Origin of the sequence: Paracoccus suum (genome assembly GCF_003324675.1) — a bacterium.
GTDB classification, from domain to species: domain Bacteria; phylum Pseudomonadota; class Alphaproteobacteria; order Rhodobacterales; family Rhodobacteraceae; genus Paracoccus; species Paracoccus suum.
Map to the genome: position 1 here is coordinate 2412677 of NZ_CP030918.1, position 15852 is coordinate 2428528.

Here is a 15852-nt window from a genome sequence, read left to right on the forward strand (position 1 = left end):
CCTTTCGCCTCTACTCAGGCCGTCGCGAGATCGTCCCAGGCGGGACCGAGACCGTGGGCGGTGAGGACGAGGCGGAGATCGGCGAGGCGGCGGTAGAGCGCGGACCGGCTGCCGAAACCCTCAGCCGCCAGCGCGGTGACGGGGCGATGCGCCAGCGCTGCGCAGAACCGGCGATCCTCAACCGGGAGCCGCGCGAGGGCGACCTGCAGGGCGTGGTGAAGTTCAGTGACGGCCGTCGCGGAGCAGGTCTGGCCATGCCAGGCGGCAAGCCCGTCCTCCGCGGTCAGGGTATTGCCGACCGGCTCGCGGGTTCCGGCCAGCGGCACCTCAAGCGAGAGCATCGTCCCGCCCTGCGCACGGCGCCGGCGGTGATGGCGCATCGCGATCCGCGAGGACTGGTTGCGCAGGACGATGTTGGCGAAAGCGCCGATCCCGCCGCGCGAGGGGTCGTAGGCCGGCGAGCGGCGCAGGAGATCGATCAGGAGGTCTTGGCCCAGATCCTCGCGCTCGCAGACCGGCAGGCACAGCTTGCGCCGCAGCCGTTGTGCCGCCGCATCCGCCTCGCGGATGATGGTTTCAATGTCGTCGGGGGAAAGTTCGATCTGCATCGCTGTGCGCCTCGGTCATCGTTTCTGATGAGCCCAAGGTGCCGGATGCTGTCGGCGCGCAGGTGGGAACGGGGTGGGAATAAGGTGGGGGGTTGGTGGGGCGTCCAGACCTGAGCGTCAGTTTCTCGTGCAGGTCTCCATCAAAGCCCTTGGCCATCAGCCAAAGGGCAGCACTATTGTAGCGCATGTGCCTTCGGGGCCTACCCGTCGACAGTGCCACGCAGGTGATGCAACATCGGCATATACTGAGCTGGAAATCGAACGCATGAACTTGAAGCCTCCGCCGGTCGACAAGGGACGAGCCGGCCTCGATGAATTTCGCAGGAATGCGAAACTATACGAACTATCGCTTACAAACCGGATGAGCCGAGAGTTCTATCGGGCGGATCTAACGAAGTGGCAAAAGCTCTACGCGACCTTGGCTGCAAAACGCGAGCCGGGAAGCAACGCTGCGATCCACTTCGCTTCGCTGTCATCGCTTTGCGGCGATCTGTTGGATCAATATGGGCCCGAGTCACCGCCAAAGAAGCGAGCACCAAAGACGACTACGTCGACCCGACTGGTGTATCCCGATTTCCCGGATGAAGTAACTCACAGGCTCCATTTTCTGGAAGGGCCTGGGGCGCGACGCCAGCGCGCCAATGACCTCGTGTCGCACGCCGCCTTCGTTTTTCGACAAACCTCCAGTACCGGTCGCGTTCTCGTCTCGGTTGGAACCCGGCAAGATGATACCAGACTGTTCGAGCGGCTGGTCGAGGCAATTGGAGCGGGTCTGTTTGGTGATCCGGCGAAGTCCGGTTTTGATGCGGCGCGCCAAAACCCCCAGTGCGCCAGCGATGCGGTAACCCCTCTGGACAGGGTCTGGCAGGACAACAACCAGGCGCGCGGATATAGCTGGCAGGCGCGTGCTTTGGGCGATCAGTTCCGGGGCGTTGACGGCAAGGGGCTTCCACAAGACCTTCCGGACGTGAAGGACGCGCCCCCTTGGGATCCGGACCCAAAGTGGCAAAATATTCTGAACTTGACGGAAGCGAACCGACTCCTTGATGCGATGGATTTGGTGGAAGCCATCCCAGGGCGTGATCGTGAGGCGCTTTTGGACGAGGTGATATATCTGAAATTCCTGACAGATCGCGAAATCCGAGCTGATGACGTGAGGCTGATCGCTCGTAAGTATGCAGCGACGTCGCTCATCGCGGGTCGCCTGCATGACGAGTTCGAGGCATTTGTGGCCTACTTGGATCAGGAGTTGCAGGACGATCCGCCCGTGCTTTCCAAACTGATTCGATTTGACCCTGACTTTGGCCAAGGGATGATCCCTGTGCCGCCTCCCGCGTCGGACTGGCCAGCATACCGTGCATATCAGGCTCAGTTCATCAACTCTACGGCGCCTCGTGGCCGCATCTTCTCAGTAAACATCGATGTTGGCTTCGCCAATGTCGAGAGCCTGCTCGCGGGGCATATGGCGCTGGCAGAGGACGCGTTTCGCCGCGATCGATCTATACCGGAGATCGGTGCGAGCGGGGGGATTTCCGAGCTTGCACTTCTTGACCTTTTCTGTGCGATTTGGCCCAACGCCAAGCACCAATGGCGCCCCTGGTTTCTTGGCCGTCAGTCGATCGACATATACATTCCCGAGATAAACTTGGCAGTAGAGTATCAAGGCCAGCAGCATTACGAGCCGGTCGCACTGTTTGGCGGCGAGGAAGGCTTCAAGAACGCACAGGTTCGGGATGAGCGAAAGCGACTGCTACTGAAGGCGAACAGCGTCCGCCTCCTTGAGTGGCGATATGATGCACCGATATCGAGAAAAGCGCTGATGCTAAAGCTGGCTGACATTGGGATATCTTTGCCACTCGAAGATTGGAGTGAGCTGGCGTCTCAGCCGTCAACCACGATATCCGAAGCGGGGACGCCAAGCCGATAGCCCCGGTTGCGCACGGTCATGATCAGGGTCTTGCTCTCGAGATCGGTGAAGCCCGCAGCCTTGAACGCGTCGCGCAGCTCGCGGATCAGATCCTTGGCCTCGCGCGCCGTCGTGCCTTCGACATGGGATCCGGAGGCGACCTGATCGCGCGACAGCGCCTTTTCCAGCAGGCGCTCGAACACGGGGAAGATCTGACGCGACAGAATGACGGAGCGACCGTTCCAGTTAACCTCGGCCGTGGCTCGCCGAACGCGAAGCACGGGCGTCACCGGGACCGGCGCCAAGGCAGCGACGTCGATTGCGGCGCCGAGACCATCCGAGGCGGGCGTCAGCAGCGCGAGGGTTTCGACCAGATGAAAGCCAGCATCGTGATGTCGCCGGGCAGCCTCCGGGGGTAACTCCGGTGCGAGTATCGTGATGTCCGAGCCCTGCGCGGCCTGGCGCAACGATGCGATGATGCCGTCGCCGGTGAGGGCTGCAGGCTCAAGCGCAAGAAACACCGCCCCTCCCAATGGCGTATCGCCGAGCCGCCAGACCTTCTCCCTCGCGAGTTTCGGGGCCGCGCCGAACCCTGCTGCCGCGCCGATCACGGATGCCAGCGCTTCACTGCCGATGCGGAACGCCCGCAGATCGTCCTCGGTGAGATCGATGTCCTGTCGGCGATCGAGCGGACACTCGGCCCGAAATGCATCACCCGCTTTCCGGATCGGCCGACAGGGGAGGCCGCACTCGCATGCATCGCAGACCTCCCATTCGGTGAGCGGCGCCTGTTCGACGAGGACGCGCCTTGCCAGCAGCCGATCGAAGAGCGGACCAAAGAAGGGTGCGGCAAGCTCGCCGGGCAGGATCGCGTCGTCGCCTGCCTCACTCAGCCGCGTCAACAAGCTCAAAATCGTCTCGGTCATTCATCAGCCCGTTCCGTTCGATCAGCTTCATCACCCGCGCTTCATGTTGGGTGCGGCGAAACTGCACGACGCCCGGAGGCCGCAGCTTGACCGTCACCTGCGACTGGCGCTTGCCGTCGCCCTTGAACAGGATCCGGAACACGAGCTCGCCCAGCCGCCAGGCGCCGGCGAACGAGACCGGTGTGCTACCGAAATGCTGGAGCGCGTCACCGCCGAGATCCCGCGAACGCAGCGTGCGCACCACGCGGGGATACCCCTTCTTGCCGGGCGCCATCAGGTCGGCCGCCGCCTCGATGATCAGCACCTTGTCGATCAGCGGATCGTAGGCGGCATCGAAGGCGAAGCCCGGTCCGGCCAGTTCGACCGGGCGCAGGGTATAGAGGTCCTGCGCATCGTCGCCGTCAAAGAAACCGGGCCTGTCCAGAATGATCGAGGCGAAAAGTTCCGCGATCTCAGGCTGATGCGCCTTCCGGATGCGGGCCAGCCGCAGCATGCCGGTGTTTTCAGAGTATCGCAGCACCGCGTGCGAAATTTGCCGCACGCTGATGACCCGCTCCTGCTGGCCCTCGACGACCGGCATGGTCGAGACCATGGAGCCATGGCTGACCACGAGATTGATCTCGTCATCGTCGTCGTAATCGCCCACCCGGCAGTAATCGCCGAGGAACGCATCGCGGAACAGCTCCGCGACGGCCGTCCGGAATGCCTCTACCTTCTCCTCGGTCAGGTCGATTGCGACGCCGCGTTCCCGCCCGGCGTACTCATGGAGGCGATCAGCGGTGAGCATCGCCATGTGGTCGGCGGCGGCATCGAACAGCTCGGGATGCTCCAGAAAGACCCGGACGGCGATGTGTTTGGGGTCATGCGCCTTGTTCGGCGCGTCCTCGTCGCCGGTCTTCATGTCCGGGAACAGATCGATGCCCTGACGATCGGCCTGCGCCTGGATGATCTCCAGGCCGCGGGCATCGCCCAGTTCCGCGATGCGGTGCAGATCGCCGCGCAGCCCTTCAGGATAGCTGTCCTCGGCGCCGGTCAGCAGCTTCTCCAGCGCCTCGCGGGCGGCATCCTCCTCCTGGTCCAGCAGATCGACGGAGAAGCTCTTGTACTTGCCCTCGTGCCGAGCCAGCAGCGGCTTCATCAGGGCGAGGTCGATGGTCTTGATGAACCGGGGGTTCACGAACTTCTTCAGATTGCCGGCCATCCCGAATCCTCTCCGCTGCAGGTTGTTTGTTCATCTTATGTTTCCGGCGCGTGAGCATGCAACCTGTGCGTGATCGCGTGGGACGAACCTCGAGAGAGGTGAGTAGAGGCCCGAGGAGACGACCGACCCGAGGCCCGCATGAAACGCCCGAACCCACTCCCCCCCGATCGGATGACCGCCGCTGAGCGCCGCACGGAGCTGTGCAACCTGCTGGCGCTCGGGCTGGTTCGGTTGCGGATGCGAGAGCGAGGCGAACACCCTGACGATACTGGAGAAATTTGCCTACACTCTCCGACCGACCAATGCCGTCATGCAACTCCAACTCACCGGAGAACCGCATGACGACCCACGATCCGATCCCCGCGCGCCTGGCCGCGCTGAACACCGCGACGACGCCGGACCTGAAGAAGCAGTGGCGGGAGATGTTCGACAGCGAGCCGCCGCCGTTCAACCGCCGCTACCTCGAAAGCCGGCTGGCCTACCGCATCCAGGAACTCGCCTATGGCGGGCTGAAGCCGGAGACGATCCGGCGCCTCGAACGGCTCGGCGAGGAACTGGACGGCGGCGACAGGAAGAAGCGTGGCATGCGCGCCGACCGTGACCGCCCGATCACCGGGACGCGGTTGCTGCGCGAGTGGCAGGGTGTCGAGCAGGTCGTCACCGTCACCGCCGATGGCTTCGAATGGCAGGGGCGGCCCTACAAGTCGCTGTCCGCCATCGCCCGCGCCATCACCGGCACCCGCTGGAATGGCTGGACCTTCTTCGGGCTCAAGAACCACAGGGGTCGGAAATGACGAAGCCGCCCGAAAAAGCGAAGGTCGTCCGCAAGCTGCGCTGCGCGGTCTACACCCGGAAATCCTCCGAGGAGGGACTGGAGCAGGAGTTCAACTCGCTCCATGCCCAGCGTGAGGCTTGCGAAGCGTACATCGCCAGCCAGCGCTCCGAGGGTTGGGTGCTGGTCCGCGATCAGTATGACGATGGCGGCATATCCGGCGGCACGCTCGAGCGCCCCGGCTTGAAGCGGCTGCTGGAGGACATCGAGGACGGGCTGGTCGACGTGGTGGTGGTCTACAAGATCGACCGCCTCAGCCGCTCGCTGGCCGATTTCGCCAAGCTGGTCGAGGTATTCGACCGGAACGGCGTCACCTTCGTCTCGGTGACGCAGAGCTTCAACACCACGACGTCGATGGGGCGGCTGACGCTGAACATCCTGCTCAGCTTCGCCCAGTTCGAGCGCGAGGTGACGGCCGAGCGGATCCGCGACAAGGTCGCCGCCAGCCGGAAGAAGGGGATGTGGATGGGCGGCGTGCCGCCCTACGGCTACCGCGTCGAGAACAGGAAGTTGCTGGTCGACGAGGAAAGCGCCCCACATGTGCGCTGGATCTTCGCCCGCTTCCTCGAGATCGGGTCCTGCACGGAACTGGCGCGGGAGGTCGGCACGCGCGGCATCCGCACTCCCCGCGGCAACCGGATCGACAAGAAATACATCTATCGGATGCTCAGCAACCGCGCCTACATCGGCGAAGCGGTCCACAAGGGCGACAGCTATCCCGGCGAACACGACGCGATCATCGACAGCGCGACGTGGGACCGCGTCCACGCCATCCTGCTGGAAAGCCCGCGCAAGCGCGCCGCCCGGACTCGCGCCGACACACCTGCGTTGCTGAAGGGGCTGCTCTACGGCCCGGACGGCGCTGCCTTCTCGCCGACGCATACCCGCAAGGGCGGACGGCTGTACCGCTACTATGTCAGCCAGACGGTGCTGAAGCATGGCGCCGGATCGTGTCCAGTCGGCCGCGTGCAAGCGGGGGAGATCGAGGCGGCCGTCATTGACCAGCTGCGCACCGTGTTCCGCCAGCCTGAGATCGTTGCAGGGACGTGGAAGGCGGCGCGTGCGGAGATCGGCGACATCACCGAATCCGACGCCCGCGCGGCGCTGCAGCAACTCGATCCGCTGTGGAACGAACTCTTCCCCGCCGAGCAGGCGCGAATCGTGGCGCTGCTGGTCGGGCGCGTGGACATCGGCATGGACGGATTGAACGTCCGGCTCCGCATGGATGGTCTTGGCGCCCTTGCGCGCGAGATACTGGCCGGAGACATGGGAGCGGCCGCATGACCCGCGGCACGCCGGTTCCTCAGACCGTGACGCTCCACGTCCCGTTCCGCGTCGTGAAGCGCGGTGGGCGCAAGGAGATGCAGTTGCCTGCCGGCGCCGCGCAACAGCGCAAGGCAAACAGCACACTTATCAAGGCTCTGGCCCGCGCGTTCCGCTGGAAGCGAATGCTCGAGTCGGCTGAATTTGCCACCATCGCTGAACTGGCTGAGCGAGAGGGGATTGCGCAATCATACATGACGCGTGTCCTCCGACTCACGCTGCTCGCCCCCCACATCGTCGAGGCGATCCTCGACGGGCGGCACGACCCGGAGGTGGAGCTGACGCGGCTGTCTGAGCCGCTTCCGTTCGAGTGGGCAGACCATTCCGCCCACTTCACGAAAGCCACCAAAGGGGGAACGCGCGCATGCGCCGATGTCTAAGAGGATCCCAGATTATTCCCACGCAACCGCCTGAGGGGGTACGCAAAGTGGTTTGCACCGGCTATACGCATCCCTTAAGGAGCCGCAAGAACAATGGCGGAACACTGCGCGACGCGCACGAAAGTCTGACGATGGAATTTGATGTTGATGCCGAGCTGTCGAAGCTCACCCGAGACGAGCTCGAGCGCCTTGCGAAGAGCATGATGACCAGCGGGGTGGCGCTCAGCTTCCACGGCCGACGTTCCGCCATGCAGATCGCCAAGCGTGTCCGTCCTCGCCAGACTCGCCGGGAGCCTCGCCTCAATGTTGGCACGCCGGAGGCTCAAGCGAGGAATATGCTGATCGAAGGCGAAAACCTCCAAGCAATGGTGACGCTGTACAAGTATCGGGGCCAAGTCGATCTGATCGTCACGGATCCCCCTTACAACACCGGGCAGTATTTTCGCTACAACGACCGGTGGGACAACGACCCGAACGACCCGGACCTCGGAACCATCGTGTCCAACGAGGACGGCTCCAAGCACACGAAATGGATCAAGGCAATGATGCCCCGCCTTCAGATAATGAAGGCGATGCTTAAACCATCCGGCGTGGTAGCAATCTGTATCGATGATAACGAGCTTTTTCATCTCGGTATGATGATGGACGAAGTTTTCGGGGAGAATAACCGGGTAGCTATCATCAATTGGCAGAAAGCATACTCTCCGAAAGGCGGAAATTCGATATCGAAGACCACTGATTACGTATTGGTCTACGCGAAGGACAAAGATCTCTCGAGGATGCAGCTGCTCCCGATTGACCGGTCTGGCACGAAGAACATTGACGGCGATGATGGGGGGGACTGGATTCCAACAGACCCGACAGCCAGGCAACACCGTGGAGCCACAGCCTATGCAATCCAGTCGCCGTTTACGGGCCATTTGCATTATCCAAACGGGGAATACGTCTTCGATGGACAGCTTCCGGAGCCCAGATCGCACTGGGTAAACTTCACAAAAGAGGAGGTCATCAAGTATCTCGCTGAGTGGGGTGTGAAGTACGTTGAACGCGACCTAGGCGATGGCCGGGGCAACGCTCTAGTCATCGCTGACTCTGATGTTGCCTTGGAGGGGTATCGGCCAGACCGGGACATGGCGGTTCAGCGAGCTGCACAGCTGGCGACTGAGCGTCGACAAAAGGGCAATTGGCCAAAGCTCTTCTTTCGCGACGATAAGAGTAGGAGACCTGGCGCGGGCCGCCCGCGGCTCAAGACGCCGATCGATGCAGTTCGGGCTGGCATGATTCCGACAACCTTCTGGGATGAAGATTTGTATGAATTCCCGATCGAGATCGGGTCCGTCACGTGGCCACATGCACAATCTGGCCATTCAGATATGGCTCGCAAAGAGCTGGACGCGATCGTTGGAAAAGGACATGCGTTCGATACGGTTAAGCCTTTGCGTCTCCTAAAGAAGATCATCCAAATCTGGTGTCCACCAGAAGGTCTGGTTCTCGATCCTTATGCTGGTTCTGGATCGACAGGTCACGCAGTTCTTGAACTCAATCATGACCTCGGCTCCTCCAGGCGTTTTATACTCATCGAGCAAGGCGCGCCTGAGAACGGTGACAAATATGCTCGTACACTGACTTGGCAACGCCTCAAGAACGCTGTGACTGGGGAGCGGCCCACGGGTAAACCAGCTACAGCCCTAGGCGGCGGCTTCGAGTATCGGCTCCTCACGAAGACCATCGACGCGAAGACGGTTCTCACCATGCAGCGGGACGAGCTGATAGATGTGGTGCTGACTTCCCACTGGGAGACGCATAAGCGTTCTGCCCCGAGCCTCACCCGAGTTGATGGCGTTGACTATCAGTATCTTGTCGGGAAGGATCAGAATGGTGAGGGATACTTCTTGATTTGGGACAATGGTGGCCCTGTCGGATCCCTTAACCGCGACACATACAAGCAAGTCGTGTCCGAGGCTAAAAAGGCTGGCCTTGAACCACCTTTCCATGTCTACGCCCGATACGAGCTTTTCCAGTCGTCGAACGTTCGTTTCTGGAAGATTCCGGACAAGATCCTTGCGGATCTTGGTTTGACGGACAATGATCAGTTCAACAATTCTGACGATAACGAATAATGGAACCCATCGAATTTCAAGCCCGCGCCGCAGCGCAAGTTGCTCGGCGCTTCACCGATTACGCTGCAGACCCGCTAATGGTGAATCGCACCACGCCTGTTCCGTTTCTGCAGACGCTCGTGGCGATCACCGGCAGCGGCAAAACGTTGATGCTAGCTGAGGCTGTTGCGCGGATTGGCGAAGAGCTTCCTCTTCCGCCGGTGGTTCTGTGGATATCGAAGGGACGTGTGGTGGTCTCGCAGACCTTCGAGAACCTTTCGTCTGGCAAGTATGCGGATAACCTCCCCGGTTTTCGAGTTATGCCGTTGCTGGAAGCCGCGCCCGAACACTTGAGCAGCGAACATGAGCCGTTGCTCCTCGTTGCAACCGTTGGCAAGTTCGCGATCGACGACGCGTCGAGCGAGGAGCGCAAGGTTTATAGGGCTCAGCTCGACTTGGCAGAGGAGTCCCTGTGGGAGCTACTTAAGAAGCGCCGTACTGCGAAGGGACAGAGGCGTCCCCTGATCGTCGTCTATGACGAAGGACACAACCTGTCCGATCTTCAGACCGATCGGCTCCTAGAACTCGCACCTGATGCGCTGATCGTTGCTAGCGCCACCATGTCGCTGCCGCCGCGTCTGAATAATGTCATCTCTCGCCTTCGTAGCGACCAAGGATGGACCGATCCGGATTTCTCGACGACCGTCTCGAGCCCAGAGGTCGTGGAGGCCCAATTGGTGAAGCAGCGGATATCAATTGACGGATACATCACCCCGCTAGAACCCGCGCTAGATAACTTGCTGACCGACATGCGGAGGGCGCAGCAAGCAGCTCAAAATCTGAAGCTGCCTTTCCGACCAAAGGCCATATATGTCTGCTCCACCAATACTGTGGATGGCGTGCCAGTCTCAGAAGACCTCAAAAGGCCCTTTCAGGAACGACAGGCCCGGCCCATCCTAATATGGCGACACCTCGTCGAGGTCGCAAAGGTAGACCCAGCCAAGATCGCCGTCTACTGTCAGCTTAAATTCTCGAAGGAATCGCAGAAGCCGCCAGAAATGCACCTCTTCGATGGGGCGGAAAAAGACTACTCCCGATTCATCGCCGGCGACTACGAGCACATCATTTTCAATCTTGGCCTTCAGGAAGGCTGGGACGATCCAGCGGCGTCTTTCGCATACATAGACAAAGAAATGGCGTCAGCGCGACAAATCACTCAGGTCGTCGGGCGAGTCCTTCGGCAACCCGGGGCACAGCACTACAGCGATCCGGTCATGAACACGGCGCACTTCCACATCCGGACCGATGAGAAGCGGGTCTTCGACGACATCTTGACGCAGATCCGCGCGGACCTGGTTTCCGAGCATCCGTCCATAGCGTTGGTGGTGAAGGATGAGAAAACCCGAGGGAAGAAGGACAGCCTAGACCCACGGCCGGCTCGGACCATACCCACTGTCGCGATTGAAAGTAGCGATGCGCTAGAGCCTATAGGGAAGATCGTCAAAGGAATGATGGACTTCCGAGACGGCGGACAGAACACGATCGGTCAAGGGAGCCGCATGCAGGTACTGCAGCTCATTGGATCGGAGACGGATCCACATTATGACTGGGTCGAAGTAGATCACAGCAACCGGATTATGACACGCCATGTATTCCGCCGTGAGATTCAAAGGTGCTATCCGGGTGGGCTGCGAAGAGCGGGCGGCCCGATCAACTTGGTGGATATCGAGGACCCGAAGTTTGATGCGTTGATCGAGGCCAGCAGCCCGGCTGCAGAGCATATAAGGGAGACGGCTCGCAAAGTGGTAGAGGCCTATATTCAGCACTCCTTGGTTTTCCAGGATGATGCGGGCCACCCCTATTCAGTTGGACCGATAGCGGTTGACAGCAACGGAGGCGAGACTTTCAAAAAGTCGCTGCACGAACGCTATTCTGGCCTGAACGGCTTTGAACTGAGGTTTGCGAGGGCGATCGACAAGACCCAACGGGTCTGGACGCGGAACCCGTCCGGCAGCGGATATTCGATCCCACTATTGCATGCCGGGAAGGCGTACTTCCCCGACTTCCTCGTCTGGATAGATAAGGACATCGTGGCTATCGATACAAAGGGCACGCACCTTCTGCTTGAGGCATCGGCATCAAAATTGTTCGAGATCGGCGGATCAGAGGGAGGGCGACGGATCGTTCTTCGTCTCGTGTCGGAGGGGCATGTCGAAATTTCTAACGGCACCATCCACACCCGCAAGACAGCGGGCTTCACTGTCTGGGTGTGGCGGCATGGCCGTCCGCAGCCCATCTTCTGCGACACCGAGAAAGAGGCGGCGGAGATCTCCATCCGGCTCGACTGAGACTTCGGCGCACCAACGATTTCGGTTGGACGTCAGTGGCATTTTATACAAGTGGCACCGGGATCGGAGTCTTTGCGGGGCTTCAAGAAAATGATTCTTAAACAATGACTTAAGAGCTATTCACCAAAACCGCGCAGTTAACAGGTCCAGAGAATATCGGCCCCGAGAGACCGCTTCCGGGCCGCCTGGCGCCGCCGCCGGTGCTCAGCCCATCCCGCATAACCCTCGAAAACAACGGAAAAATCCGGCCGGCGCCGGATCGGGAGACACCTTTCGCGAGGGCAAGTGGCGGAGAGGGTGGGATTCGAACCCACGGAACCCTTGCAGGCTCAACGGTTTTCGAGACCGCCCCGATCGACCACTCCGGCACCTCTCCGCGCTTGGGTGGTGGCGGGGATTTAGTGGGGGGGCGCTGGAAGCGCAAGCGGTTTCTGGAGGGCGGATCGTTGCCGGGGCGGAAGGGGCTGCGGCAGTCGGCAGGGTATCCGCTGTCCTCCCCCGCGACCGACGCGCGTCGCAGGGTGACGCCGCTGGCGCGGGGTTGTCGGCCGTGTCCTGCGCCTTTAACCCTTGGCCCAACCACGGAGGGCTTCCCGATGATGATCTGCCCCGATCTTGCTGCCGCCGTCGGCCGCACGCCGCTGATCCGCCTTAACCGGGCCTCCGAGGCAACGGGTTGCGAGATCTGGGGCAAGGCCGAGTTCATGAACCCGGGCGGCTCGGTCAAGGACCGGGCGGCGCTCTATATCATCCGCGATGCCGTTGCACGTGGGGCGCTGCAGCCGGGTGGCACGATCGTCGAGGGCACGGCGGGCAACACGGGGATCGGTCTTGCGACCTTGGGCGCCTCGATGGGCTATCGCACGGTGATCGTCATTCCGGAGACGCAGAGCCAAGAGAAAAAGGATGCCCTGCGCCTTGCCGGGGCGCGGCTGGTCGAGGTCCCGGCCAAGCCCTACAAGGATCCAAACAACTACGTGCGCTACTCCGGCCGCCTCGCCGAAGCCCTGGCCAAGACCGAGCCGCAGGGCGCGATCTGGGCCAACCAGTTCGACAACACAGCCAACCGCCGCGCCCATGCCGAGACGACCGGTCCAGAGATATGGGAGCAGTTGCAGGGTCGGGTCGACGGCTTTGTCTGCGCCGTGGGCTCGGGCGGCACGCTTGCCGGGGTCGCCGATGCATTGCAGCCGCATGGCGTCAAGATCGGCCTTGCCGACCCGGAGGGCGCGGCGCTGTTTGCCTGGTACACCGAGCGGCGGTTTGAATCGCCGGGAAATTCGATCACCGAGGGGATCGGGCAGGGCCGCATCACGGCCAACCTCGAAGGGTTCACCCCGGACATGGCCTGGCGCATCCCGGACGCCGAGGCACTGCCTTACATCCATCAGCTGGCGCAGGACGAGGGGCTGCTGCTCGGCGGCAGTTCGGCCATCAACGTGGCGGGCGCGGTGCGCATGGCCCGCGAGATGGGGCCGGGGCGGACCATCGTGACCGTGCTCTGCGACAGCGGCAGCCGCTACATGGGCCGGCTCTGGAACCCGGATTTCCTGCGCGAGAAGGGACTGCCGGTGCCGCCATGGATGGATGGCACGCCCGCGCCCATGCCGGACGTCCGCGAGGGCTGAGTGATGACCAGACTGCGCCATCCCGCCGCTGCCCTGGCGGCCGCCCTGATTTGGCTGATGTTGCTGTGCGCGCCGCTGTCCGCGCAAACCGACACCGCGGAGCCGGACTATGCAACATGGGACAAGTTCGCGACCCAGGTCGAGCAGAGCCTCGATCGCAATGACGTCGACGATGCCGCCTTGCAGCAGATGCGCAGCCGGGTCGTGGACTGGCGCGCGCGCTTTCTCGCCGCGCAGGGAAGCAAGTCAACCCGCGTCGGCACCCTGCAGGACCAGATCGCGGCCTTGGGGCCTGCGCCGGCGGCGGACGCAACCGAGCCCGAGGACGTGGCCGCCCGCCGCAAGGAGCTGAATGCCGAACTGTCAGCCGAGCAGGCGCCCGTATTGCGGGCCAGCGAGGCGTACGGCCGCGCCGAAGGCATGGTGACGGCCATCGACAAGACCCTGCGCAGCCGCCAGGCCGCGGCGGTTTTGCAACTGACGCCCTCGCCGTTGCTACCGTCCAGTTGGGCGGCGGCGGCGAGCGACGGGAACCGCCTTGCGGCGGGCCTACGTGACGAGGTGGGTGCGCGCCTCCAGCGGTTTGGCGCGACGGGCGCGGCGCAAAAATTGCCAGGGGTGGCTGTGCCGCTGGCGATTGCGCTGCTGCTGCTGACCGTGGGGCGGCGCTGGGTGAATGGCCTGCCGGGACGCCTGGCCCGTCGCCTGCCGACGCGGGCTCAGGGAGCGGTCAGTTTTATTGCCTCGCTGACGCAGATCGGCCTGCCGGTAGTCGGCGTTTTCCTGGTACTGGTCGCGATCGAAGCGACGGGGTTGCTGGGCCAATGGGGCACGCCCTTCGTGCTGTCGGCCGCCGCGGCGGGCGTGACCTTCTTTATCGGCGCATGGATTGCCCGGCAGCTGTTTCCGGTCGATCCGGCGCAGGCCTCCTTGCTGGGGTTGGTCTCGCCGGCGCGCGACGCCGCGCGGCATCAGGCGACGTTGCTGGCGGCGGCCATGGCCCTCGAGCAATTCATCGCCCGGCCGCTGCTACCTCTCTCCGGGTTCAACCGGGAATCGGATTTTGCGGCCAGCGTGCCGGTGCCGTTCAGCGATGCCGGCGCGGGGGTCGTGCATCTGCCGCTGATCCTGCTGGGCGCGCTGCCACTTTTCCGGCTGGGTAAATTGCTGCGGCCTGCGCCGGCGACCGTTATCACCACCTCCGACAAGGTCCTCGCTACCCTGGCGGCGATCGTCCGGGTCATCGCCGTAGTCGCGCCATTGGCAGCAGTGACGGGCTATGTCACCGCAGCCAATGCAACCCTGTGGCCCGCGGCCGTGACGCTGGCGCTCGCCGGGCTGATCGTGCTGCTGCAGCAGTTTTTTGTCGATCTGTGGCAAATCGTCAGACGCACCCCGGAGGGCGCCCGCGACTCGCTGGCCCCGGTCATCATCGGCCTCGCCCTGTTGCTGGTCGCGCTGCCGATCCTGGCACTGACCTGGGGTGCCAGGGTCTCGGATCTGGCCGAGGTCTGGACGCGGCTCGCGAACGGCTTTCGCATCGGCTCGGTCCGGTTGTCGCCGGGCGCGGTCATCACCTTCTTCGTGGTCTTCGCCCTCGGCTACACAGTGACCCGCGGCGTGCAAAGCACGCTGCGCAAGACCGTCCTGCCGCGCACCCGCATCGACGCGGGCGGACAGAACGCCATCGTCTCGGGCCTTGGCTATGTCGGCATCTTCATCGCCGCAATGCTGGCCATCGTCTCGGCCGGCATCGACCTTTCCAGCCTCGCCATCGTCGCGGGCGCTCTGTCGGTCGGTATCGGTTTCGGTCTGCAGAACATCGTGTCGAACTTTGTCTCCGGCATCATTTTGCTCATCGAGCGGCCGGTGACGGTCGGCGACTGGGTGCAGGTCGGCACGGCGCAGGGCGTAGTGCGCCGGATCTCGGTCCGTTCGACCACCATCCAAACCTTTGACCGGAGTTCGGTCGTGGTGCCGAACAGCGACCTGATCACCCAGCACGTCACCAACTGGACGCGGGGCAGCCTCAGCGGGCGGGTGATCGTCGCAATTTCCGTCGCCTATTCCAGCGACACGCGCAAAGTCACGGACATGCTGATCGAGATCGCCGAGAACCAGCCGACAGTCCTGATCGAGCCGGCGCCCCTGGCGATCCTGACCGGCTTTGGCCCCGACGGCATCAACTTCGAACTGCGGGCCATTGTCTCGGACATCAACCAAGGGACCACGGTCGCCAGCGAAATGCGCCAGCAGATCGTCGAGCGCATGAAGGCCGAGGGGATCGAGATGCCCTTTGCCCAGCGCGACATCTGGCTGCGGAACCCGGAGAGCCTGGCGCCGTCAGGTCCGAATCCGCTTGGGTCCGCTGGCGCCGGGGCGCCGGTCCCGGACACCAAAACCGCTCTGCCGCGCGCGGCGCAAGTCGACACGCGGCGACCGACCAGCGGCGCATCAGCGGATGCCGGAAAACAGGACGAGCTGGATCCACGCATTGCGGCGAGCGTTGCGGGCGGCCCGGCGGACGGCGGGAGCGAAGGCGGGAGATAGGTCACGCCGAGCGAGGTTGCAGTTCACGCCGACACTGCAAAGAATTCTGCC

General features: G+C 62.7%; 11 protein-coding genes and 1 tRNA gene. 8 read left to right on the forward strand and 4 right to left on the reverse strand.

Translation table 11 applies throughout. The features are described from left to right. Positions 1-14: 14 nt before the first annotated feature. A complete protein-coding gene (locus DRW48_RS11800) occupies positions 15-608 on the reverse strand; it encodes a hypothetical protein (protein WP_114076609.1) in 594 nt (197 codons plus the stop codon). Between the two features lie 265 nt (positions 609-873). Here DRW48_RS11800 and DRW48_RS11805 point away from each other — a divergent pair, with 265 nt between their 5' ends. Next, the gene (locus DRW48_RS11805; RefSeq protein ID WP_162784751.1) at positions 874-2535 is read left to right on the forward strand and encodes a PDDEXK family nuclease; all 1662 of its coding nucleotides are present in this window, start codon (positions 874-876) and stop codon (positions 2533-2535) included. Here DRW48_RS11805 and DRW48_RS11810 read toward each other — a convergent pair. Further along, positions 2490-3440, reverse strand: a complete 951-nt coding sequence (locus DRW48_RS11810; protein WP_114076611.1) for a helix-turn-helix domain-containing protein — start codon at positions 3438-3440, stop codon at positions 2490-2492. The two genes, DRW48_RS11805 and DRW48_RS11810, sit on opposite strands and share 46 nt — an antisense overlap. Continuing rightward, complete coding sequence (locus tag DRW48_RS11815) at positions 3400-4578, reverse strand: hypothetical protein (protein WP_162784752.1); 1179 nt, start codon at positions 4576-4578, stop codon at positions 3400-3402. Before DRW48_RS11815 ends, DRW48_RS11810 begins: the two co-directional genes overlap by 41 nt. 401 nt (positions 4579-4979) lie before the next feature. Here DRW48_RS11815 and DRW48_RS11825 point away from each other — a divergent pair, with 401 nt between their 5' ends. The 5 genes from DRW48_RS11825 to DRW48_RS11845 all read left to right on the forward strand — a co-directional run bounded on the left by DRW48_RS11825 (position 4980) and on the right by DRW48_RS11845 (position 11623). Then, positions 4980-5435, forward strand: coding sequence for a DUF2924 domain-containing protein (locus DRW48_RS11825; RefSeq protein ID WP_114076614.1), 456 nt, complete (start codon positions 4980-4982; stop codon positions 5433-5435). Further along, entirely contained in the window at positions 5432-6757 is a 1326-nt protein-coding gene (locus DRW48_RS11830) for a recombinase family protein (protein ID WP_114076615.1), read from the forward strand. Before DRW48_RS11825 ends, DRW48_RS11830 begins: the two co-directional genes overlap by 4 nt. Then, entirely contained in the window at positions 6754-7176 is a 423-nt protein-coding gene (locus tag DRW48_RS11835; protein ID WP_114076616.1) for a hypothetical protein, read from the forward strand. The genes DRW48_RS11830 and DRW48_RS11835 overlap by 4 nt, the downstream gene beginning before the upstream one ends. A 131-nt stretch (positions 7177-7307) precedes the next feature. Next, on the forward strand, positions 7308-9296 hold the full coding sequence (locus DRW48_RS11840; RefSeq protein WP_114076617.1) for a site-specific DNA-methyltransferase: 1989 nt from the start codon (positions 7308-7310) through the stop codon (positions 9294-9296). Then, on the forward strand, positions 9296-11623 hold the full coding sequence (locus DRW48_RS11845) for a DEAD/DEAH box helicase (RefSeq protein WP_114076618.1): 2328 nt from the start codon (positions 9296-9298) through the stop codon (positions 11621-11623). The genes DRW48_RS11840 and DRW48_RS11845 overlap by 1 nt, the downstream gene beginning before the upstream one ends. A gap of 286 nt (positions 11624-11909) precedes the next feature. Here DRW48_RS11845 and DRW48_RS11850 read toward each other — a convergent pair. Continuing rightward, a tRNA-Ser gene (locus DRW48_RS11850) sits at positions 11910-11999 on the reverse strand. Between the two features lie 220 nt (positions 12000-12219). On the opposite strand from DRW48_RS11850, the gene DRW48_RS11855 reads away from it, so the two are divergent. Both DRW48_RS11855 and DRW48_RS11860 read left to right on the forward strand, forming a co-directional pair. Further along, on the forward strand, positions 12220-13251 hold the full coding sequence (locus DRW48_RS11855; RefSeq protein WP_114076619.1) for a cysteine synthase A: 1032 nt from the start codon (positions 12220-12222) through the stop codon (positions 13249-13251). Between the two features lie 3 nt (positions 13252-13254). Beyond that, entirely contained in the window at positions 13255-15801 is a 2547-nt protein-coding gene (locus DRW48_RS11860; protein WP_241963253.1) for a DUF3772 domain-containing protein, read from the forward strand. The last annotated feature ends 51 nt before the right edge of the window (positions 15802-15852 follow it).

Excerpts from the sequence above, each read along its gene's own strand:
- DRW48_RS11845 (WP_114076618.1), top strand. The coding sequence starts at position 9,296 with ATGGAACCCATCGAATTTCAAGCCCGCGCCGCAGCGCAAGTTGCTCGG.
- DRW48_RS11855 (WP_114076619.1), top strand. The coding sequence starts at position 12,220 with ATGATGATCTGCCCCGATCTTGCTGCCGCCGTCGGCCGCACGCCGCTG.
- DRW48_RS11805 (WP_162784751.1), top strand. The coding sequence starts at position 874 with ATGAACTTGAAGCCTCCGCCGGTCGACAAGGGACGAGCCGGCCTCGAT.
- DRW48_RS11860 (WP_241963253.1), top strand. The coding sequence starts at position 13,255 with ATGACCAGACTGCGCCATCCCGCCGCTGCCCTGGCGGCCGCCCTGATT.
- DRW48_RS11810 (WP_114076611.1), bottom strand. The coding sequence starts at position 3,440 with ATGACCGAGACGATTTTGAGCTTGTTGACGCGGCTGAGTGAGGCAGGC.
- DRW48_RS11835 (WP_114076616.1), top strand. The coding sequence starts at position 6,754 with ATGACCCGCGGCACGCCGGTTCCTCAGACCGTGACGCTCCACGTCCCG.
- DRW48_RS11840 (WP_114076617.1), top strand. The coding sequence starts at position 7,308 with ATGGAATTTGATGTTGATGCCGAGCTGTCGAAGCTCACCCGAGACGAG.
- DRW48_RS11815 (WP_162784752.1), bottom strand. The coding sequence starts at position 4,578 with ATGAAGCCGCTGCTGGCTCGGCACGAGGGCAAGTACAAGAGCTTCTCC.
- DRW48_RS11830 (WP_114076615.1), top strand. The coding sequence starts at position 5,432 with ATGACGAAGCCGCCCGAAAAAGCGAAGGTCGTCCGCAAGCTGCGCTGC.
- DRW48_RS11800 (WP_114076609.1), bottom strand. The coding sequence starts at position 608 with ATGCAGATCGAACTTTCCCCCGACGACATTGAAACCATCATCCGCGAG.
- DRW48_RS11825 (WP_114076614.1), top strand. The coding sequence starts at position 4,980 with ATGACGACCCACGATCCGATCCCCGCGCGCCTGGCCGCGCTGAACACC.